General features: G+C 40.4%; 23 protein-coding genes. 6 read left to right on the forward strand and 17 right to left on the reverse strand.

Features of this window, described 5'->3' with window-relative positions:
* Positions 1-70: 70 nt before the first annotated feature.
* Positions 71-1,477, reverse strand: coding sequence for a dipeptidase PepV (gene pepV, locus ACUXVC_RS23645; protein WP_144465129.1), 1,407 nt, complete (start codon positions 1,475-1,477; stop codon positions 71-73).
* A gap of 356 nt (positions 1,478-1,833) precedes the next feature.
* Between pepV and ACUXVC_RS23650 the strand changes: the two genes are divergently transcribed.
* Positions 1,834-2,055, forward strand: coding sequence for a DeoR family transcriptional regulator (locus ACUXVC_RS23650; protein ID WP_000805512.1), 222 nt, complete (start codon positions 1,834-1,836; stop codon positions 2,053-2,055).
* Positions 2,056-2,134: 79 nt separating this feature from the next.
* Here ACUXVC_RS23650 and ACUXVC_RS23655 read toward each other — a convergent pair whose 3' ends face one another.
* Together ACUXVC_RS23655 and ACUXVC_RS23660 are read right to left on the reverse strand one after the other, a co-directional pair.
* Positions 2,135-2,863 (reverse strand): pseudouridine synthase, encoded by a 729-nt coding sequence (locus tag ACUXVC_RS23655; protein WP_001234948.1) that lies wholly within the window; start codon positions 2,861-2,863, stop codon positions 2,135-2,137.
* Positions 2,864-2,904: 41 nt separating this feature from the next.
* Entirely contained in the window at positions 2,905-4,557 is a 1,653-nt protein-coding gene (locus ACUXVC_RS23660) for a putative polysaccharide biosynthesis protein (RefSeq protein WP_001284026.1), read from the reverse strand.
* Positions 4,558-4,851: 294 nt separating this feature from the next.
* Between ACUXVC_RS23660 and ACUXVC_RS23665 the strand changes: the two genes are divergently transcribed.
* Entirely contained in the window at positions 4,852-6,123 is a 1,272-nt protein-coding gene (locus ACUXVC_RS23665) for an NAD(P)/FAD-dependent oxidoreductase (protein ID WP_000558859.1), read from the forward strand.
* A 242-nt stretch (positions 6,124-6,365) separates the two neighbouring features.
* Positions 6,366-7,805 (forward strand): MDR family MFS transporter, encoded by a 1,440-nt coding sequence (locus ACUXVC_RS23670; protein WP_144465130.1) that lies wholly within the window; start codon positions 6,366-6,368, stop codon positions 7,803-7,805.
* A 29-nt stretch (positions 7,806-7,834) separates the two neighbouring features.
* Here ACUXVC_RS23670 and ACUXVC_RS23675 read toward each other — a convergent pair whose 3' ends face one another.
* Both ACUXVC_RS23675 and ACUXVC_RS23680 read right to left on the reverse strand, forming a co-directional pair.
* Positions 7,835-8,158, reverse strand: coding sequence for an ArsR/SmtB family transcription factor (locus ACUXVC_RS23675; protein ID WP_071726019.1), 324 nt, complete (start codon positions 8,156-8,158; stop codon positions 7,835-7,837).
* Complete coding sequence (locus ACUXVC_RS23680; RefSeq protein ID WP_000437769.1) at positions 8,159-8,590, reverse strand: SRPBCC family protein; 432 nt, start codon at positions 8,588-8,590, stop codon at positions 8,159-8,161. It abuts the gene before it with no gap.
* Positions 8,591-9,011: 421 nt separating this feature from the next.
* Here ACUXVC_RS23680 and ACUXVC_RS23685 point away from each other — a divergent pair, with 421 nt between their 5' ends.
* Positions 9,012-9,239, forward strand: a complete 228-nt coding sequence (locus tag ACUXVC_RS23685; RefSeq protein ID WP_000498988.1) for a DUF3973 domain-containing protein — start codon at positions 9,012-9,014, stop codon at positions 9,237-9,239.
* A 34-nt stretch (positions 9,240-9,273) separates the two neighbouring features.
* On the opposite strand, the gene ACUXVC_RS23690 is transcribed toward ACUXVC_RS23685, so the two are convergent.
* Together ACUXVC_RS23690 and ACUXVC_RS23695 are read right to left on the reverse strand one after the other, a co-directional pair.
* Positions 9,274-9,456, reverse strand: coding sequence for a sporulation protein Cse60 (locus ACUXVC_RS23690; protein ID WP_000621751.1), 183 nt, complete (start codon positions 9,454-9,456; stop codon positions 9,274-9,276).
* Between the two features lies 1 nt (position 9,457).
* On the reverse strand, positions 9,458-9,694 hold the full coding sequence (locus tag ACUXVC_RS23695; protein WP_144465131.1) for a DUF2553 family protein: 237 nt from the start codon (positions 9,692-9,694) through the stop codon (positions 9,458-9,460).
* Between the two features lie 254 nt (positions 9,695-9,948).
* Here ACUXVC_RS23695 and ACUXVC_RS23700 point away from each other — a divergent pair, with 254 nt between their 5' ends.
* Positions 9,949-10,443 (forward strand): CarD family transcriptional regulator, encoded by a 495-nt coding sequence (locus ACUXVC_RS23700; protein ID WP_000451442.1) that lies wholly within the window; start codon positions 9,949-9,951, stop codon positions 10,441-10,443.
* Positions 10,444-10,514: 71 nt separating this feature from the next.
* Here the strand turns inward: ACUXVC_RS23700 and ACUXVC_RS23705 are convergent, their stop codons facing one another.
* The 7 genes from ACUXVC_RS23705 to ACUXVC_RS23735 form a co-directional block, all read right to left on the reverse strand.
* Positions 10,515-11,300 (reverse strand): glucose 1-dehydrogenase, encoded by a 786-nt coding sequence (locus tag ACUXVC_RS23705; RefSeq protein WP_053563527.1) that lies wholly within the window; start codon positions 11,298-11,300, stop codon positions 10,515-10,517.
* A 13-nt stretch (positions 11,301-11,313) separates the two neighbouring features.
* Complete coding sequence (gene glcU / locus ACUXVC_RS23710; RefSeq protein WP_000350865.1) at positions 11,314-12,171, reverse strand: glucose uptake protein GlcU; 858 nt, start codon at positions 12,169-12,171, stop codon at positions 11,314-11,316.
* Between the two features lie 78 nt (positions 12,172-12,249).
* Positions 12,250-12,663, reverse strand: coding sequence for a DUF3888 domain-containing protein (locus ACUXVC_RS23715; RefSeq protein WP_144465132.1), 414 nt, complete (start codon positions 12,661-12,663; stop codon positions 12,250-12,252).
* A gap of 93 nt (positions 12,664-12,756) precedes the next feature.
* Complete coding sequence (gene moaD, locus ACUXVC_RS23720; RefSeq protein WP_000621772.1) at positions 12,757-12,990, reverse strand: molybdopterin converting factor subunit 1; 234 nt, start codon at positions 12,988-12,990, stop codon at positions 12,757-12,759.
* 2 nt (positions 12,991-12,992) lie between these two features.
* Entirely contained in the window at positions 12,993-13,457 is a 465-nt protein-coding gene (moaE, locus tag ACUXVC_RS23725; RefSeq protein ID WP_000185943.1) for a molybdopterin synthase catalytic subunit MoaE, read from the reverse strand.
* Positions 13,454-13,969 (reverse strand): molybdopterin-guanine dinucleotide biosynthesis protein B, encoded by a 516-nt coding sequence (gene mobB, locus ACUXVC_RS23730; protein WP_071713777.1) that lies wholly within the window; start codon positions 13,967-13,969, stop codon positions 13,454-13,456. The genes moaE and mobB overlap by 4 nt, the downstream gene beginning before the upstream one ends.
* Positions 13,939-15,228, reverse strand: a complete 1,290-nt coding sequence (locus tag ACUXVC_RS23735) for a molybdopterin molybdotransferase MoeA (protein WP_098125929.1) — start codon at positions 15,226-15,228, stop codon at positions 13,939-13,941. The genes mobB and ACUXVC_RS23735 overlap by 31 nt, the downstream gene beginning before the upstream one ends.
* An 83-nt stretch (positions 15,229-15,311) precedes the next feature.
* On the opposite strand from ACUXVC_RS23735, the gene moaC reads away from it, so the two are divergent.
* The gene (gene moaC, locus ACUXVC_RS23740; protein WP_000094153.1) at positions 15,312-15,797 is read left to right on the forward strand and encodes a cyclic pyranopterin monophosphate synthase MoaC; all 486 of its coding nucleotides are present in this window, start codon (positions 15,312-15,314) and stop codon (positions 15,795-15,797) included.
* Between the two features lie 37 nt (positions 15,798-15,834).
* Here moaC and ACUXVC_RS23745 read toward each other — a convergent pair whose 3' ends face one another.
* The 3 genes from ACUXVC_RS23745 to ACUXVC_RS23755 all read right to left on the reverse strand — a co-directional run bounded on the left by ACUXVC_RS23745 (position 15,835) and on the right by ACUXVC_RS23755 (position 22,044).
* Positions 15,835-16,848, reverse strand: coding sequence for a molybdopterin-synthase adenylyltransferase MoeB (locus tag ACUXVC_RS23745; RefSeq protein WP_446025848.1), 1,014 nt, complete (start codon positions 16,846-16,848; stop codon positions 15,835-15,837).
* A 16-nt stretch (positions 16,849-16,864) separates the two neighbouring features.
* The gene (gene moaA / locus ACUXVC_RS23750; protein ID WP_446025849.1) at positions 16,865-17,878 is read right to left on the reverse strand and encodes a GTP 3',8-cyclase MoaA; all 1,014 of its coding nucleotides are present in this window, start codon (positions 17,876-17,878) and stop codon (positions 16,865-16,867) included.
* Positions 17,879-18,078: 200 nt separating this feature from the next.
* Entirely contained in the window at positions 18,079-22,044 is a 3,966-nt protein-coding gene (locus ACUXVC_RS23755) for a BclA-related collagen-like exosporium protein (RefSeq protein ID WP_446025850.1), read from the reverse strand.
* Between the last annotated feature and the right edge of the window lie 49 nt (positions 22,045-22,093).

A 22,093-nucleotide genomic window follows, 5' to 3' on the forward strand; every position in this document is an offset into this window, starting at 1 on the left:
AATTAAAAAGAAGCCGCCCTCTAAAGTAGAGAGCGGTCATTATTCATATATCGGCGATTAAAGTTTCACTTTACTTCGCTAGTTCATGAATTGCTTGCGCATAAATTGCTGTTGCTTTTAATAAGTCTTCAATTTCAATGTACTCATCTTTTTGATGCGCAAGTTCTTCTTTTCCAGGGAATAGCGGTCCAAATGCCACACCAGCTTTTAATGAGCGAGCATAAGTACCTCCGCCGATTGCTAACAATTCAGCTTTTTCACCTGTTTGTTCCTCATATACACGTTGCAACGTACGAATTAACTCGTGATTTTTATCAACGTGATGCGGACGAGAGTTAGAGTAGTCTGCTACTGCAAATCCATACGTACCTACATATTCTTTTAACTTTGCAATCATTTCTTCAAAGTTAGTCGTAACTGGGTAACGTACGTTTAATCCTAAATTACCACCATTCTCTTTCGTATAAGAAAGGCGACCAACATTCACTGTTAATGGACCGCTAATTTCATCTTTATAAGCAATAGTAGCTTTTTCACCAAAAATATCACCAGTAAATGTTTCTGTTGCAAATATCGCAAATGCAGTTGCTTTTCCATCAAGTGAAACTGTAGTTAAGAAGTTTGCTAATAATAAACCTGCATTTTCTCCTTTTTCAGGAGTAGATCCGTGCGCTGAAATTCCTTCTATTTGCAACGTCACTGTATTGCCTTCTATAGTCGATTTCCCTATTTTTTTAGCAGTTTGTAAATACTCTTCATATGCTACTGTAAGTGCATTTACATCTTCTCCTGTAATAACCGCTTCTGCAAAATCAGGAACCATATTTAAACGGCGGCCTGAATCAAATGAAACAAGTTCATATGTACCTTTTTTCTCTTCACTACCATTTTGCACAACTTGTATATCAGAAATTCCTTTTTCTGCATTAATAATTGGAAAGTCTGCATCTGGTGCAAAACCGATTGTTGGCATTTCTTCGTTTTTAAAGTAGTGATCTACACATTTCCAATTGCTTTCCTCATCTGTTCCTATAATCATACGCACACGTTTTGAAAGAGGTAAGCCTAATTCTTTCACAATTTTCATCGCATAATATGCTGCCATCGTTGGGCCTTTATCGTCAATTGCACCACGTGCAAAAATCTTTCCGTCGCGAATATCCGCACTATACGCAGGAGTCGTCCAGCCATCTCCTTCTGGTACAACATCAACGTGACAAAGAATACCTACTAACTCTTCTCCTTGTCCCATTTCAAGATGACCTGCATATCCTTCTAAATTTTTAGAAGCAAAACCTTCAGCTTCTCCTTTATGTAACATGAAAGATAGCGCTTTTTCTACACCTTCACCGAATGGTGCGCCTTCTTTCGCGGATTCTTCTTCCCATACACTTTTAATTTGTAAAAATTGTTGTGTATCACGAATTAAATCATCTTTTCGTTTTGCAACTTCTTCAGTCCAATTAATCGCTGACATCACGCATCCATCCTTCACTATATTATCTCTTTCATCATAGCAAACCGAAATCCCTTATGCCATACACGAAAACTAAATACCGAACAATTGTAATATTTCAGACATTTCTTATTAGTTTTTCTTTTATTTTTTCAAAAAATTTGCAGGAATTTGGCGTTTTACGTAGAATTTTATGTGTTAGTTGACTGACCATATATACAATGTCAACTACCAATATTTTTCTATATAAATATTTGTTAAACTTTTGTAAAATTTAAGTAGATTAAAGCATGAATTTTATCATGTAGAGTACAATGGTAGTAACGACCTTCTTTCCTGAATGGGGTCAAAAAAACTAGTAGAGGAGTGGTTTTCTCTTGAAACCTACAACTACTCGTATGCTAACACGCATTAAATCAATTTATATGTACATCAATGAAAACGGAACGGTAACGACGAAAGACCTTGTAGATGAGTTCGGGATCACACCGCGAACGATACAACGTGATCTAAATGTGTTGCAGTTTAATGAACTCGTGTATAGCCCTTGCCGCGGTAAGTGGACAACAACAGGAAAGAAAGTGAGAATGACCTCATAACGAAAAATAATTGTATGTAAATAAATACATACCCCTTTCTAACTATTAGAAAGGGGTTTTTTCTGCACCTATAAAGGTACTACTTTTCAGTATCTACTTGATATGTTCTTAACATTTCTACTTCTTCATCTGTTAGCTCTCGGTATTGTCCAAGTTCTAGTTCTTCATCTAATACTAACGGACCCATCTCCGTTCTTTTTAGGTAGACTACTTTTTTCCCTACCGCTTCAAACATACGCTTCACTTGATGGAATTTTCCTTCCGTAATCACAAGCTCAATTTCAGAAATATCATCGCTTTTCAATATTGTAAGCGCACCTGGCTTTGTTTCATAGCCATCGTCTAAAATAACACCTTTAGCAAACTCTTTTACATCCTCTTCTGTTACTACTCCTGCAACGTGTGCATAATATTTTTTCGGCACATGCTTTTTCGGAGATAATAATTGATGTGATAACTTCCCATCATTTGTTATCAATAAGAAACCTTCCGTATCGATATCAAGTCGTCCAACTGGGAACGGATCAAAGATTGCATCTTCTAATTCTAATAAATCTATTACTGTTTCATGATTATCATCTTCCGTCGCTGAAATAACACCTTGTGGTTTATGCATCATTAAGTAAACAAACTCTTTGTATTCCACAACTTCGCCGTGAATCATAACTTCTTGCTCTTCTACATTTACATGAACTTTCGCATCTTTTACTGGCGTTCCATCAATTTTCACAACGCCATCTTTCAATAATTTCTTTACTTCTTTTCTACTTCCATATCCCATATTCGCTAATAATTTATCTAATCTCACGTTTTTCACCTTCTTTATTTATCATAGAAAAGGGGACGTAATTACGCCCCTCTTGATTTCAACTTTATTTTAAATCTACTACCAAGTTTACGTTGAATTTTATCTAATGCTTCTCCGCCAAATACTCTTTCAAGTACTCCTGTGCGAATTGCTAACAATCCGTAAACAAGACCGCCAATACCTGCACAAATCGCAACTGTTATAAGAGCACCAATACGGCCATCAGGCGAAATCATGAAGGATAGAAGCCATTGTGATAGTTTTACAGCAACGACCATTATAAGTGTCAGTACTGCAATTTGGAATGTTCTTTTATATACAACACCGAATGAATAGTGTGCGTATTTTTTAATTTGTCGATTTGTATACCAAACAGAAGCTAAGAAACCAACTGCGGTTGCTAGAATTGCTCCTACTGTACCGAAATAACGAATAAAGATTACGTTACATACAAATTTCAAAATAACACCCATAATAAGCGCGACAATCGCATGCTTTTGCTGATTAATCCCTTGAAGAATTGCCGCTGTTACTGTAAATAAAGCAAATAACAATGCAACTGGTGCATACCACATTAATACTTGTCCACCTAATGGATCTGAGTCATAGAAAGCAGTGTAAATTGGATATGCAAGTGTTGAAATACCGATAACTGCTGGCAATGTTAAAAACATATTTGCTTGGAATGTTTGTGTAATTTGTAATTTCAAATAGCGGTATTGTTTTTCAGTAAATGATTTTGTAATTGCTGGTACAAGCGTTAAACTAAACGCTGTTGCAAGTGATACAGGAATCATAATTAACTTATGCGTCCACATTGTGAAAATACCAAGCGCTCGCTCTGCGATATCACCTTGACCAATCGCCTGCATAATTGAGTTAAATGTCAATGTATCAATTTGTTGATATAAAGGAATTGTTAACCCAATTACAACGTAAGGAATTGCATATGCGAATAACTCTTTAAACAATTGAACAGTACTTACTGTTGATTCTGGTACAGTTTGTTCAATTAAATATTGATCCAAATATTTTTTACGTTTTAACCAGTACCAAATTAACACACCGAGTGCTCCAACCGCTGAAACAAACGCAGCAAACGTCGCTACTCCAACTGCTGTTGCAACTGTACCGCCAAGTACTTTAATAACGATAAAACTACCAGCTAATAAAAAGACGATACGAATAATTTGTTCAATAATTTGTGAAACGGTAGTTGGTCCCATAGACTGGTGACCTTGGAAATAACCACGAATTAAACTCGCTGCTGGTACAACAATAAGTGCGAAACTTACAAGACGAATGATCGTCGTAACTTCTCCTACATTATTGTGTATACTTTGTTTACCAAGCATCGCTTCTGCAAACAATGGCGCCGTCATGTACAGTACTAGGAACGAAAGAACTCCTGTTACTATCATCATAACCATTCCCGAGCGGAACATTCTCCGGCTCGTTTTATAATCGCCAAGCGCATTATATTTGGAAACAAATTTTGAAACAGCAAGCGGCACACCTGCCGTTGCGATACTTAAAAAGATCGTATATGGAATGTATCCATATGTATAGAGCGTTCCGCCTTCTGTGCCTACTAATGCATGAAACGGAAAGACGTAAATCATGCCTAAGAACTTTACTAAAAATGTCCCTAGCGTAACAATAAGCGTTCCGCGCAGAAATTTCGAATCGGACATACAAAAATCCTCCTACATCTACATAAAGTGAAACTATAATTAGTTGGAGACTTCTCTCCTACTCCTTATTAGTTGAACCATTCGAGCATTTACAGGCTAACAGACTCCCTATTTACTTCTCCTAAATCTTGAGGTTTTAGTCTTATCGCCTACAAATAGCAGGATAGTGCTTAACTCTAACTTTTGTATTGTACCACAATTCTCTCATTAAGCAGTACTTCACTCTATTTTTCTTTTAAGGGAAAACATGCTATTCTTTTAGGCAGGAAATGTAGAAAATGAGGTCGATATATTATGCATTATGATGTTATTGTCATCGGCGGCGGTCCTTCTGGACTAATGGCTGCAATTGGTGCTGCAGAAGAAGGCGCAAATGTCTTACTTCTTGATAAAGGAAATAAACTTGGGCGTAAACTTGCAATTTCTGGTGGCGGACGCTGTAACGTAACAAACCGTCTACCACTTGATGAAATTGTTAAACATATACCAGGAAACGGTCGCTTCTTATACAGCGCTTTTTCTATTTTTAATAATGAAGATATTATTACATTCTTCGAAAATCTCGGTGTTAAATTGAAAGAAGAAGACCACGGTCGCATGTTCCCTGTGTCAAACAAAGCACAATCTGTTGTAGACGCACTTTTAACACGATTAAAAGACTTAGGTGTAAAAATTCGTACAAATACGCCTGTTGAAACGATTGAATATGAAAATGGTCAAACAAAAGCAGTTATACTGCAAACAGGCGAAGTGTTAGAAACAAATCACGTCGTTATCGCTGTTGGCGGAAAATCAGTTCCTCAAACTGGATCTACTGGAGACGGATACGCTTGGGCTGAAAAAGCAGGTCATACAATTACAGAATTATTCCCAACAGAAGTACCTATCCTGTCAAACGAGCCGTTTATACGTGATCGCTCATTACAAGGTCTTGCTTTACGTGATATAAACTTAAGCGTATTAAACCCGAAAGGAAAAGCTATCATTTCTCACAAAATGGACATGCTCTTCACTCATTTTGGCCTATCTGGTCCTGCTGCTCTTCGCTGTAGTCAATTCGTCGTGAAAGCACTGAAAAAGTTTAAAACGAACACAATACAAATGAGTATTGATGCATTGCCAGAGGAAAATAGTGAGCAATTATTTCAGCGCATGCTGAAACAAATGAAAGAAGATCCGAAAAAAGGAATTAAAAACGTTTTAAAAGGTTATGTCCCTGAACGTTACTTCCTATTCTTATTAGAAAAAAACGAAATTGACGGTAGTGAACAAGCTGGACAAGTTTCTCACGAAAAGATTCGTGCACTTGTGAAAGACTTTAAAGAATTTACTGTGAATGTAAATGGTACGCAGTCAATTGAAAAAGCATTCGTTACTGGCGGAGGTGTATCCGTGAAAGAAATTAATCCGAAAGAAATGTCTTCTAAATTTACGAACGGCTTATATTTCTGCGGAGAAGTTCTTGATATCCACGGTTATACTGGTGGCTATAATATTACATCAGCCCTTGTTACTGGTAGAATTGCCGGAACGACAGCTGGAGAAAACGCGAAAATGCAGTATTAAAAAAAGAAACAGGGATTCCTGTTTCTTTTTTTATAGGTACATGAAATTATATGAGCGATTCCACAAATTTATCAGCGATTCTGCAACTTATATCGGCGATTTCCAAAATATATCGACTTACCGACAAGAAGCGACAAACATCTGCTCCATGTAACTTTCCATTGCTTTTTTGTTGCTTTATATACCTTAGTACCTTTATATTTTATATTGTTGAATATTTAAAAAGGGTAAGGGGAAAACAAATGAGAAAAAAAGTCATGATGTCTTTAATGTTAATGACGTTTCTTTCTGCGGTAGAAGGAACGATTGTTAGTACAGCAATCCCTCGTATAACGAGTGATTTGTCAGGCGTCGAACTTGTTAGTTGGGTATATGCAATTTATATGCTTGCAACAGCTGTTTCGACTCCAATATACGGAAAGCTCGCTGATTTATTCGGTCGTAAAAAGGTTTTACTGATCGGGGCTACAATCTTTTTAGTCGGTTCTGCACTTTGCGGAGTCGTTACATCGATGGAACAATTAATTTTCTTCCGCGCGCTTCAAGGTATCGGTGCTGGTGCTGTTATGCCAATCACAATGACGATTATTGGAGACTTATATAGCGAAGCGAAAGACCGCGCGAAAGCACAAGGTTGGATGAGTGCCGTTTGGGGTGTATCCGGTGTTATCGGACCGTTAGTAGGTGGATTTTTAGTTGATTCTCTTTCTTGGCGTTATATTTTCTTCTTAAACGTCCCATTCGGAATTATCGCTTGCTTAATGATTGTAATTTACTACAAAGAATCTATTAAACCTGCTAAACATCATATCGATTATCTTGGTGCAACAGTTTTTTCATTAAGTACAATCGCTCTACTATATGCATTATTAACAGGTAGCAGTAAGCAAAACTGGGGAGACATGACAATTATCGGCCTATTAATCTTTGCCGCTATTTCATTCATTATTTTCTTGTTCATCGAGAAAAAATCTCAGGAACCATTAATTCCGCTAGCACTTTTCTCTAACCGTACATTATCTACGATAAATATATTAACTCTTATTGCTGGCGCAATGATTATTAGTATTACAATGTACCTTCCAATTTGGAGTCAAGGTGTATTAGGGAAAAATGCAACAGAAGCTGGACTTATTTTAATGCCAATTCCTGTTATGTGGACATTTGGCGCTATTTTCTCTGGTAACTTAGTAGGCAAATTAAAAACGAAACAAATCATTTTACTTGGAGCTAGCATTTTATCAGTCGCTACGTTCTTATTATTTACACTATCAACAAATTCACCATCGTTCCTTATTTATGTAGCAGTCGGATTATTCGGCTTAGGCATGGGGCTTGTGACACCGATTTACATGGTAACAATTCAAGCAGCCGTACCAGCTCATACACGCGGAACAGCTGTTGGTTTAAACACATTTATTAATACATTTAGTCAAACGTTAGGTGCTGCAATATTCGGTACAATCTTCAATACGATGATTCACGCACGTGGTATTAAAAACCTTGATCTTGTATCTGGCGGACACGGCGGTACTACAGCAAACGTAGTAACCGAATCACAATCCGCATTAGCATCAAGCGTACACGTCATTTATATGAGCACTTTCGTATTAGCAGTATGTACATTAATTATCGCTTGGCTCTTATTAAAGCCAGCTACACAAACAAGTGAGCAACAATAAAAAGGATGACCATTTTGGTCACCCTTTTTTTATTCTTCATTCTCCACAATATGTTTCAGCATGGATAATTTATTATCCCAAAAACGTTCATAATACGAGAGCCACTGTTGTAATTCTTCTAATGGTTCTGGATGCAAACGATATATCTTCTCTCTTCCGCTTTTTCTTCCACTTACTAAATTCGCTTCCGAAAGAATATGAAGGTGCTTTACAATCGCAGTACGACTCATCGGAAAATGATCCGTTATTTTGGAAATCGGTAACTCTTTGTCACTTAATAACCGTATTACTTCTCGGCGGGTTGGATCAGCAATTGCTTGAAATACATCATATTTCGCTGCTGACGAGGACACTTAGCCTTCGACAACCTTTTTCAGTTTTTCATTTACAATCGCTACCCAACCACCGCTCATTCTATCGCGAATAATAGAGCTCTTCGCATTCGCTTTCGGAAGAATTTCATCAGGATGTTTCCAGCCGCCGTGAATTAACGTAAATTCTGTTTTGTTATCTCCTAAGTCTTTCAAATTAAATGAAACAACCCAGCCATCTGTATCCCATGAGAAAGATAAATGGTTTGGCTCATCAATTTCTAACACTTTACATGGTGATGGCCCAAATGGCGATTGCACATGAAATTCATGTCCTACCTCTAATACAAAATCATTTGGCATAAACCATGACGCAATCCCTTCTGCAGTTGATACTACACTCCATACCTTTTGAATAGACGCGTTAAAAACGATTGTTTGTTTAATATCATTTAATGTATTTTGTTGTTCCATGTTCATTCTCCTTTACTCGGCGTTATAACATAACACCTTTTGGTTACACTTCGATAATATAACACCTTTTAGTTTCATGTCAATGCTAATTCTTTTACTGTTGAGAAATTCTCAACATTTTTTCAACAGGACAAACACCCTCTTAGCATTTCCTCATAATATACTCACAAAGGCAATACAAAATAAAAACTTCTCTCAACATGAAACTCCATCATTCATATTGAAAGAAGCGCCTTACTTATATCATGCGTACTTCGTCTCTCCTCCTTCCCTCAGGGACAATACGCGAGATATGACAAATCAGAAGGAATATGCCCACCATTTGAGTAGGTAGTTATTTCTCTTCTCCTCAACATTTCCTTAGGAGCGAAATGACTACCGACTCACTTTTTTCAAACAAAATAAAAAGGGGTTGAACGCTATGTTCTATTGCATTAACTGCTCTGATATTCACCATGAAAAACATCCGAATGATAAAGTATTTAAAAACGGTTTTTATATTGATCCATTTTTAGGTGATCGTTATCACCTTGGTATGTGTAAAGATGCCCAAAATCATGAAACAGGGGAGCCTCTTTTAACGACAAAGAAATTAGGCACACCCCAATCTATTATGAACGTATTACCGACACATGTTGTCCCAACATAAAGCATAAAAAAGAGCTGGCTCACCCAGCTCTTTTTTATGCTTTATAAACGATCATTGCTGAAAAACAATAAATTTGGTTTTCATCGTCGTTAATGGAAACACCAACTTGATATTTAATATCTACAAAGTTGCTATCATCAATCTTTTTCAAAAAAACATTTACAGCATCTTCTAAGTCTTTTTCGTGACTTTCATCAAATACTTTCACACGAATCATGTTAACACCGTCCTAGATCGCAGCCCTCCGCCGCTTGATTATTGCCACGGTGCGTATCTATGATGCGATAAAACCTTCCATTCTCATATATATATCCGTCTTCTAACACATATTCTTTATCTTCAGTATAGACATAAAACTTACCTATCATAAATTTACTCGTATATAATTCCAAATAATTTTGTCTAAATTTAGCTACAACTTTATTTGTAATATCAATTTTTATTGTGCGCCCCACCTTCTCTCCCTCCTTTGCAAAGAACGGATTTAGGTATATTGTATTAGCGCTTTTACATTTTATGCTTAAAAATAAGTGGATATGCCTTCTTTCTTCACCTGTACTATTTTTCTAAAAAAATCACGATACATAAGGTCCCCAAAAAAAACATAAAAAAGCACTTTATCTTATTGACTCGAATATAAATATTATGTTATTATATAAAATTTGACATTTTTACATGCGTATGCTATCATTAAAAGTGGTTACCACATATGGAGGTGGATGATTTGTTTCAAATTGGTGATAAAATCGTTTATCCAATGCACGGTGCAGGAATCATTGAAGCAATTGAAGAGAAAGAAATATTAGGTACTTCACGTCAATATTGTGTGATACGCATCATTAGTAAAGATATGCAAGTAATGCTTCCTATGGATCAATTAAAAAAATCGGGTATTCGTTATATCGTTGATCGAGGTACGTTAGATGATATACTTCTTGAATTTCAAAACGGGGAGTCAGACCCATCACTATCATGGAAACAAAGATATACAATGAATATGGAAAAAATGAAAAATGGCAATTTACAAGATAGCGCAGAAGTTGTTCGGGATTTACTTCGCCGCAATAAAGAGAGAGCATTAAATGCGAGCGAAAAACAAATGCTAGATAATGCACGAAAAATGATGATTAGCGAAGTCGCGCTCGTACAAAATGTTACTGAACATCAAGCAACAGAATTTCTTCAAGATACAATTAATCACTAAATTTAAAATAGCTGGCCGCTATTTTTTTTGTAAAAAAAGGACGAAGAGTTTTATCTCTTCGTCCTTTTATATTACCCACGCCCAGCTTGAAACGATGGATATAACGTCATTCCACCATCTGCAAATAGCGTAATGCCCGTTACATAACTCGCCTCTGAAGAAGCGAGCCAAGTTGCTACTGCTGCAATTTCTTCAGGGTTTCCAATATAGCCCATCGGTATCATACTTTCTACGTCAGCACGTTTTTTAGGATCAGCAAACTTTTCTGCATTAATCGGCGTATTAATTGCACCTGGTCCAATATTATTTACTCGAATACCTTTTGGCGCATATTCTAGCGCTAACGTTTCTGTCATCAGTTTAATACCACCCTTACTCGCTGCATAGTGCACGAATAGTGGCCACGGAATTTTCTCATGAACACTAGACATATTAATGACAGACCCTTTAATATCATGTTCTACAAAATATTTAATCGCTTCACGACTTCCTAAAAAAGCACCTGTTAAATTTGTATTAATTACCTTATTCCAATCTTCAAGTGGCATTTCATGCGACGGTACCGCGTTTTCTATCCCTGCATTATTAATCATAACGTCAAGCGTACCAAATTCTTTCACAGCAGATTGAATGAGATTCACAACATCTGATTCGACCGTGACATCACCTTTTACAGCAATCGCTTCTCCGCCTACCTTTTTAATTTCTTCTAACACATCATTTGCTTCTGATTCTCGTGAGCGATAATTAATAACCACTTTCGCTTTTTCCTTAGCAAACCTTACTCCCATCGCCCTACCAAGACCAGTTGCTGATCCTGTAATAACGACCACTTTTCCTTCTAAATCACTATACATTTCAATACCTCCTTTAACTTTTTGCTATACCTAACATAATTCCGGCTGCAATAATAAAAACGATACCGACAACGATACCCGTTAATTGGCGTTTCGTTTTCTTTTCACCTAATATAAGGATCCCACCAAGCGTGGAAATAATAATCCCCATTTGCGATAGCGAGAAACTTGTTGCGACTCCAACACGCGGCTGCGAAATGAATAAAAACATATTTCCAGCTGCCCAAATTAATCCTGGAATAATATTTCGGATTGCATATTTATTGAATGGATGATGTTTAAAGGTAAGCAAAATCCCTCCTAATACCATACCAACTGCTTGTGGTAATAAAGCTGACCAACCATCTACGTTAAATAGTCTAATCACTACTACGTAAACTAAATAACCGACTGTTGAAATTAATAAAATTATGATACCTCTTTTAAAATTTGCTGCTTGCTCTGCATTCTTTTCTTCTTCACTTTGAAGTGATGTTAAAATAACACCGACAATAATACAAACGAGCGCTAAAATCCCAAGGACGACCGATATTGTCGTGGACCATTCATGAAATACGATAACGCCAAATAAAGTCGTCGCAACTAATTGAAGTCCTGTTGAAATTGGCATCGTCCTCGAAACGCCCATTAAATCAATACTTTTCAATTGATTCGCCTGACCAAGCGCCCAAAATAAACCTGACACAACTCCAACCCCAATCACAGTAGGTGTTAATACTGGCTTCATAAAAATATAAACAACAATTGAGAAAATAAGTGCTCCAAACGTTGTTCCAAGCGTTTGACTATACGGTCCCCCGCCCAGTTTTACGTTAAATAACACAATACTCCCCCAAAATATAGCTGGTAAAATTGCTAAAAATATATCCATCGCCCATTACCTTTCTCTGTAAAATGTCATAAATTGAAACTTTAATCATCCCGCAAATAGCGGAATAAGTTACCGCTCTCAATCATTAGAATGAGCTTTCATTTTTTCTTTTTTGCGAGTACAAATCTTTTCTACAACATCATTAGAAACATTTTTTTCTCGCTCCACATTTTTTACCTTTATATGATCTAAATAATCCTCCAAAGTAAGTGTAACTTTGTCATTTGGCGGATTATGCGCCCCTTGAAATGTAAGAAATTGTAGCGTCACTTCAAATCTAGGAACAAATTCATCTTTCCTGCCGAGACGCTTTATATTTATAACTGCATCACATTCATATTGATCTTCTGTCACTTGTCTAATAACCGAATAGTACCTATTCAATAACGCACTCTCTAAAAGCTGTTCTCTTGATTCTTTCGCGAAAGAATCGCTTGGAGAAGAGAAAAAGATAGAACATATCGCTGTAATAATTACACATATTTTTTTCATAACGTCCTCCTTATCCTATAAGTTAGTGTTCTCAAAAACGCCATAAAAAAACGACTTCCCCTACTTAGGAAAGTCGTTTTAATGAATCCAATATTAACCACCACTCACTGGTGGTATAAGTGCAACCACATCACCATCTTGGACCCTGTCATCTTCATTTGCGTATTCTTCATTAATCGCAACCATAATTGGCTCTGAAACTGGTACATTATATTCTTTCGCAACAACATCTTTTAACTCTGCAACCGTAATATTTTCTTTCTCTATTTGTAATTCACTTGTTCCTGCCTCTTCTTGCAAGTGCGCAAATAACAATACTCGAATCATACTTATAGCTCCTTCCCAGGCTCTCCCGCCGGATATGGTGTTTTTTCTAATTGATCACCAATCCATGAGTCACCATCTTCCCAAAACTCCTTTTTCCAAATCGGAACAATTTGTTTTATGCGTTCCATAATATATTCGTTTGCTTCATAAGCCGCTTTACGGTGTGGTGTTGAAACAGCAACAACAACCGCTATATCAGAAATTTGCAACGTACCGATGCGATGTGTAATCGCAACATATGTACCCGGCCATTTCTCTTTCACTTCCAGACCAATTTTCTCTAGCATCTTTTCTGCCATCGTCTTATAAGCAACATACTCTAAGTATAATGTACGACGCCCTTTCGTAAACTCTCTAACCGTTCCAATAAATGTTGTAACAGCACCGCATTCACGTCGAATCACTTTCTTCGTTACCTCTTCAATCGAGATTTCTGTATCAATTACTTCATAATATGTATTTGTCATTTCGCACTCCTAACCGTTTGTAAAAACCAGTCTATGTACAACTCTTCTTCTGTTATATGAAATACTTTATATTCTTCTCGTATATTTGCCGGGACATCATACCACGTAATAATCGCCACTATATTTTCTACTTTATGTAAAAGTTCAACGTCTTCCGCAGAACGAAGTAACACTACTTTCGGGTAGTTCTCTTTTTTATAGCCCTCTATTAAAATTGTATCCACTTCAAAAAACTCATATAAGCGAATAATTTCTTGCAAGGACCATTTCTTTCTTAGTGAAGAAAGTGAAAGCAATCCAGCACCTTCTACACTACTTACGACAGCACCAGCTTTACGGTGTCTTTCGCTATCTTTTTGCGCTACTTCTGGAAAACCTCCGTGCCCGTGATGTTTAATTGTAGCAACTTTTATTTCACTTTCAGCTAACACATGCACAATTTTCTCTACAAGTGTCGTTTTTCCGCTATTTTGATATCCTACTATTTGTAAGATTGAAGGGGCTTTGCCCATGGCCAATCACATCCCTCAGAGTGCTCTAACAATAATACGGATACTTTCATCCCAGTCTCAAATCCTCTCGTTCCTCCAGGTAACACGATAAAAGCATTCGCATCTGCAAGTGAAGATACCGCACTCGATTTATCTAAACCAACCGGCATCGCTTGTAACGCCCCGTCCACAATCGTTACGTTTGCTCTTACGAAACGAGTAAATGGATTTGGCTTTGAAAAATCTTTTTGTAAAATAGCATCCGCTCTATATACGTGAGGTTCCTTCGCATACAAATACGTTTTTATAATTGGATGCACAAATAATTCAAAGCCTACATAACAAGCAGACGGATTTCCTGATAAACCGAAGAGTAACTTTCCATCTACTTCAGCTACTGTCGTTACACTTCCGGGCCTCATGGCTATCTTATTAAAGAGTACATTCGCCTGTAACCTTTCATAAATAGCTGGTAAGTAGTCATAATCTCCTACTGATACACCACCTGTTGTAATTAAAATGTCGACCTCACCCATCGCTGATTGAACAGCTGTAAAACATGCATCTAACTCATCCGCGAGTTGACCATAATAACGAACTTTCCCGCCAGCTTTCATAATTTGAGCTGCGATCATATACGAGTTACTATTTCTAATCTTCCCCGGTTCTAAAGGCTCATGTACTTCTAATAATTCACTTCCTGTCGTTACAATACCGACAACAGGCTGTTTTACAACTTTCACAGTGCTATATCCAAACGTTGCTAGTAGGGCTGCAACCCCTGGGTTAATTGCAACACCTTTCTTAACGAGAACTTGATTTTGTTTTATATCTTCTCCTTTAAACGACACATTGTCACCGTTATTAAAAGGGCGTTTTAACTTCATATATGTTTTCCCGTTCTTCTCAAACCCTTCCGTCAGCTCGAGCATTACGACTGCATTACATTCTTCTGGAATAGCTGCTCCTGTCATAATGCGAATCGCTTTAAAAGCTCCTACTTCTTCTAAAAAAACAGACCCCGCCCCGATTTCTCCTATTACTTCAAATTCAATTGGATTTTCTTGGGTTGCTCCTTTCGTATCTTCTGCTCGAATGGCGAAACCGTCGTAAGGGGAACGATCAAAATGAGGAACGTCATGATCTGAGACAACATCTTCCCCGAGAATTCTCCCATAACTTTCCGTAATAGAAATTTCTTCTACTTCACCATACTTCGCATATTTCATTACCCGTTCTACTGCCTCAGCAACTTGAATTGGAATTCGTTTTTCTACCATCGTTTCTCACCTCATATTTGCAATTTTTTTTATCTCGATTAAACTTTATGTATTCAATAGAAATTACTTCAAGGAGGAATTCCATGTCTTCATTTACACATTTTAATGACCAAGGACGCGCAAAAATGGTTGATATAAGCGATAAAAAAACAACCGTTCGAACAGCAATTGCGTGCTCTAGCATTGTCGTTACGAAAGAAATTTACGATAAAATCTCTCACAATGAAATTGGGAAAGGTGACGTATTAGCAGTTGCGCAAATCGCAGGCATTATGGCTGCGAAACGTACTTCTGATATTATCCCAATGTGCCATCCTTTATTATTAAAAGGTGTTGACGTTTCTTTCGATTGGAAACAATCAGAAGAACAATATCGTTTACTCATTGAAGTAAAAGTTAAAACAGAAGGTAGCACCGGTGTTGAAATGGAAGCTTTAACAGCTGCTTCCGCTACCGCTCTTACTGTGTATGATATGTGTAAAGCTGTCGATAAAGGTATGATTATCGGCGAAACGTACTTACTTGAAAAAACAGGTGGAAAAAGTGGAGATTATACGAGAAATTCATAATCCTCTCTCCGTTGAACCTAAAGGGTTTCCTTTAGGTTCAACCTATATACCTTGCATATAAACTTTTCGCTACATTCATATCATTCGTCCCATGAATAAACGCCCTGCCATCTGTAAATAAAACAAAACGATATTCTTCTACCGGAAATGATAATAAATAAGGTGTCGCCTTTATCTCTACGCTTCTTTGTAAACGCTTTTTAATTTCTTCTAAATTAAAATTCTTCCGCACACCCGGGCGAATTTGTACTGTATTTCGCCCACATAACACTTCTGTTTTTGTTTGTGCTTCAAATGTTAAGCTCGGATATGTACGTAACCTTCCGCAAGATAAACAAGTATCTTTTTTCTGCCTATTCACTTTAAATGCCATCTGTTGATTATTCCAAAGATCAAACGATAACATCGTTTCACGAAGCGCCCCAAAGTCTTCTACTAATATTTTCAGCGCTTCCGTAATTTGATGCGCAACTACTAATTGTACTGCCGGTTGTATAATACCAGCTGTGTCACATGTTGCTCCGCTCGCCGGATGCTCCATTAAACAGCGAAAACACGGTGTTTTCCCTGGTAAAATTGTATACGTTACTCCGTAACTCCCGACGCAACCACCATATATCCATGGAATATTATACTTTTGTGAAATATCATTAATGAGAAGACGCGTTTCAAAATTATCTGTCGCATCTAATATTAAATCTACATCACGCACTAACTCTTCCATTTCTTGCACCGTTACATCCGTCACAACCGGATTTATTTCCACCTCAGAATTAATTGCTTGTAAATGTTCTGCAGCCGCTATCGCCTTCGGTTTATACTGCTTTGCATCTTCTTCCGTATATAGTTGTTGTCTTTGTAAATTACTCCATTCTACATAATCCCGATCAGCAAGCGTTACTTTTCCAACCCCTGCTCTAACAATCGCTTCTGCATTGGCCGCACCGAGAGCACCAGCACCTATAATAAGCACATGCTTCTCTCTTATTTTTCTCTGTCCTTCTTCTCCAACACCAGAAAATAATATTTGTCTTGAATATCGCTCCTGCATGCGATAGCCCCCTTTCTTATCCTCCTATATAAGACATTTCGATTTTCGGACGATTTTTTGCACTTTCTTCTGTCCGTTCATCCGAATACCTATCTTTTCTATTCATCCATACATCTTGTATAACACTTAATAACTCCTCATCCGACAGATTCCCTCTAAGAAGTTCTCTTACATTCAAACCCTCTGTCGCAAATAAGCACGTATAAAACTTTCCATCTGCCGAAATTCTCGCCCTCGTACAAGAGGCACAAAATGACTCAGAAACAGATGTAATAAAACCAACTTCAACATTTGTTCCAACATACCGATATCGCTTCGCAACTTCACCAAAGTAATGGGTTTCAGCTGGCTCAAGCGGATACACCTTATGAATCATCTCAATCAATTCTCGCTTTGTAACGACTTGATCAAAATTCCACCCATTTGTACTACCAACATCCATAAACTCAATAAACCGAAGCGTGATTCCTTGCTCTTTAAAATACGTAGCCATCGGAAGTACCTGATGATCGTTCATCCCTTTTTTCACAACCATATTTACCTTCACTTCCAGCCCCGCCTCTTTAGCTGCTATAATTCCCTTAATTACCGGTTTCGTATTAATATTTCGACCATTAATATTCTTAAATATGTCATCATCTATCGCATCTAAACTAACATTCACTCTATGTAATCCAGCTTCTTTTAATGCCTTCGCTTGTTTCGTTAAATGAATAGCATTTGTCGTTAACCCTATATCTATTAGCCCATCAATTTTCACAAGACGTGCAATAAGTTTTGTTAAATCTTTACGAAGTAGTGGCTCACCACCAGTAATTCTAATTTTTCGTACACCGATGTTAACAAATAATTTTGCCAAACGCTCAATTTCATCAAAAGTTAGTAAAAACTCATCTTTCAAAAAAGCATAATCTGGCCCAAATATTTCCGCTGGCATACAATATGTACATCTAAAATTGCAACGATCAATGACAGATATACGTAAATCTTGAAGTGGGCGTCCAAAAAAATCTTTAACCATCTCCTGCATCGCCACCCTCCCTTTCTGCCAAATTTCTTTCTTTTCATTCTATTATAATATATTTTCGAACTACGATGTTTTTGCTCAAGGGAATAAAGTGAAACTTGAAATAATTAGAGGGGATCCACTCCCCCTGGTTAACGAGGTTTACTTACAAATACAAAGATAAAAAAACCTTGAAACATAAAAGTTTCAAGGTTTTTTGCTTATTAACTTAATCTAATAATAGTTAGGGTAGCCCCTGGCGTTGCTGTAGATAATGTAGCTACTGCAACTACTCCAAATAACTGTAAGCTAACAGCAGCTCCAGCAGGCAAGTTAGCGATTATTGTTGCACTAAATGAACCAGTAGCGACTGTCGGAGCGTTTATCGTTCCCGCAAGCGGACTGCCATTTACAGTTATACGAGAACTTACAACTAATCCTGCCGTTAAATTAATTGTATAAGCTATATAATAATTTCCTGCATTCGCAACTGTAAATACAGTATTTCCACCACTAACGGTTATTCCTGGACCAATATTTTGATTGTTCGGTAATGGTACATTCGTACCACCTAATAAAACGGAAATAGCGGTTCCTGATGTATTATTCGCAAATGCATACGTTGCAGTTGTACTAACTCCAGTCGCCCCGGTCGCTCCAGTGGCTCCAGCTCCGGTTGGACCTGTATCTCCAGTTGGACCTTGGATTCCTTGCGGGCCTTGAATTCCTTGGGGACCGGTCGCTCCTGTTGCTCCTGTTGCTCCCGTTGGACCTTGAATTCCTTGCGGGCCTTGAATTCCTTGTGGGCCTTGAATTCCTTGGGGACCGGTCGCACCGGTCGCTCCTGTTGCCCCCGTTGGACCTTGAATTCCTTGCGGGCCTTGAATTCCTTGCGGGCCTTGAATTCCTTGGGGACCGGTCGCTCCTGTTGCTCCTGTTGCTCCCGTTGGACCTTGAATTCCTTGCGGGCCTTGAATTCCTTGTGGGCCTTGAATTCCTTGGGGACCGGTCGCACCGGTCGCTCCTGTTGCTCCCGTTGGACCTTGAATTCCTTGCGGGCCTTGAATTCCTTGTGGGCCTTGTGGGCCGGTCGGACCTATGTCACCTTGCGGACCTTGGATTCCCTGCGGGCCTTGTGCTCCGGTTGCCCCCGTCGCTCCTTGGATTCCTTGAGGACCTTGTGGACCTTGAATTCCTTGTGGGCCGGTTGGACCTATATCGCCTTGTGGGCCTTGAATTCCTTGGGGACCTTGTGCTCCGGTTGCCCCCGTTACTCCTTGGATTCCTTGCGGACCTTGAATACCCTGTGGACCGGTTGGACCTATATCGCCTTGAACACCTTGGATTCCTTGCGGCCCCTGTAAACCCGTCACTCCGGTTGCTCCCGTTTCTCCTGTCGCTCCTGTCACTCCAGTTGAGCCTGTCGCCCCGGTATCTCCTGTTACTCCTGTCGCACCTGTTGCTCCTGTCGGGCCAGGTGGTCCACCTGATGGACCTGTCACTCCCGCCGGACCTGATGGCCCCGTTGGGCCGGTCGGTCCTGCAGGCCCTCCTGACGGGCCAGTCACCCCTGTTGGACCGGTTACTCCTGTTGGACCGGTAGTTCCTTCTCCCGTCGCTCCGGTTGCTCCCGTTTCTCCTGTTGCTCCCGTCGGACCTTGCACTCCTTGAATTCCTTGTGGTCCCTGCACTCCTTGTGCTCCTGTTGCTCCTTGAATCCCTTGTATACCTTGCACTCCTTGTGCACCCATCGGACCTGTTGGACCAATCGCCCCTTGTATACCTTGCACTCCTTGGGGCCCCTCTGGACCTGTTGCTCCTATTTCCCCTTGTATACCTTGAATTCCAGTTGCTCCTTGTGCTCCAGTTACTCCCGTTATCCCTTGCACACCTTGAATTCCCTGTATTCCTTGTGGACCTTGTGGGCCTGTTGCTCCTACCGGTCCTTGAATGCCTTGTATCCCTTGAGGACCCTCTGGACCCGTTGCTCCAACTGGCCCTGGCACACCTTGGATTCCTTGCGGGCCCTGAAGTCCCTCTGGGCCTTCTGAACCTGTTGGACCTATCTCTCCTTGTATCCCTTGGATTCCAGTTGGACCTTGTGGCCCAATCGGACCTATGTCACCTTGCGGACCTTGGATTCCCTGTGGGCCTTGTGCTCCTGTTCCCCCTGTCGCTCCTTGGATTCCTTGAGAACCTTGTGGGCCTTGAATTCCTTGTGGGCCTGTTGGACCTATGTCGCCTTGTGGGCCTTGAATCCCTTGCGGACCTTGATCTCCAGTGGCCCCCGTTACTCCTTGAATTCCTTGGGGACCTTGAACACCTTGGGGACCCGTCGGACCTATCTCTCCCTGAACACCTTGGATTCCTTGCGGACCTTGTAAACCCGTCACTCCGGTTGCTCCCGTTTCTCCTGTCGCTCCTGTCACTCCAGTTGAGCCCGTCGCCCCGGTATCCCCTGTTACTCCTGTCGCACCTGTTGCTCCTGTCGGGCCAGGTGGTCCACCCGATGGACCAGTCACTCCCGCCGGACCTGATGGCCCCGTTGGGCCGGTCGGTCCTGCTGGTCCTCCAGATGGGCCTGTTACCCCTGTCGGACCAGTTACTCCTGTTGGGCCTGTAGTGCCTTCCCCTGTCGCCCCAGTTGCTCCCGTATCTCCTGTTGCACCCGTCGGACCTTGAATTCCTTGTATTCCTTGAGCACCTTGCACTCCTTGTGCACCTGTTGGGCCTTGAATCCCTTGTATTCCTTGCACTCCTTGTGCGCCCATTGGACCTGTTGGACCAATCGCCCCTTGAGCACCTTGCACTCCTTGGGGACCCTCTGGGCCCGTTGCTCCTATTTCTCCTTGTATACCTTGAATTCCAGTTGCTCCTTGTACTCCTGTTGCTCCCGTTATCCCTTGCGCACCTTGAATTCCCTGAATTCCTTGGGGACCTTGTGAGCCTGTTGCTCCTACCGGTCCTTGAATGCCTTGTATCCCCTGTGGCCCCTCTGGACCCGTTGCTCCAGCTGGCCCCGGTACTCCTTGTATTCCTTGCGGGCCCTGAAGTCCCTCTGGGCCTTCTGGACCTGTTGGTCCTATATCGCCCATTGGACCTTGTATCCCTTGAACTCCTTGTAGTCCTGTTGCTCCTGATGGCCCTGGTACTCCTTGAATTCCTTGTGGACCTTGATCTCCTGTTGCTCCTGTGGCCCCTTGAGGACCTATAGCCCCCTGTATACCTTGTGGACCTTGATCTCCTGTTGCTCCCGTTCCCCCTTGAATACCCTGAACTCCTTGGATTCCTTGTTCACCAGTTATTCCTGTCGGACCAGGAATACCTTGAATCCCCTGCGGTCCTTCTGGACCTGTTGGGCCAATTGGCCCTTGAATTCCTTGTATTCCTTGCAAGCCCTGTGCTCCCGTACTTCCAGTCGGACCTGTAGTTCCCGTTGCTCCTGTTCCCCCTGTACTTCCTGTAGCCCCAGTACTTCCCGTTGCTCCAGTCGCACCTGTACTTCCACTCGGTCCGCCACCCGGACCTGTCGCACCAGTTGGCCCCGTCGGACCAGGAGGTCCTCCAGATGGTCCAGTTATCCCTGTTGGGCCTGTTATTCCAGTCGGACCTGTTAGCCCCTGACCCGTTGCTCCGGTTGCACCTGTATTTCCACTCGGTCCTTGTGTTCCTTGTATCCCTTGTGCTCCTTGTATTCCTTGTGGACCAGTTGCACCCGGTAACCCTTGGACGCCTTGAATTCCTTGAGGTCCCTCAGGTCCCGTCGCTCCAATTGGCCCCTGTAATCCCTGTATTCCTTGTATACCTTGTGCCCCAGTCGCTCCCGTTGGACCAATCGGACCTTGTAACCCTTGCACCCCTTGAGGTCCTGTCGTTCCAGTTTCTCCTTGTGGTCCTCTCAATCCTTGTGGCCCCTGCTGTCCTTCTGGTCCCGTTGCGCCTATTGGTCCAACTGGCCCTTGAATCCCTTGCACACCTTGAGGTCCAGTCGGACCCATCTCCCCCATTGGACCTTGAAATCCTCTCGGTCCTTGCGGTCCAGTCGGACCTTGTGGACCTGTTGGACCAGTAATCCCTATACCTGTAAATCCAGTTGGAACAGGGGGGAAAGTAGGTCCAATAAGTTCGGGTGGAATTCTAAAATTAGAGCTTAACGAATTTTGCTTCCGATTATTATCACGATTCTTCACACTTTCACCACCTACAAACCGTCTTTTTCATAATAAATAAACCTCTTCT

Source organism: Bacillus sp. N6 (genome assembly GCF_052805735.1).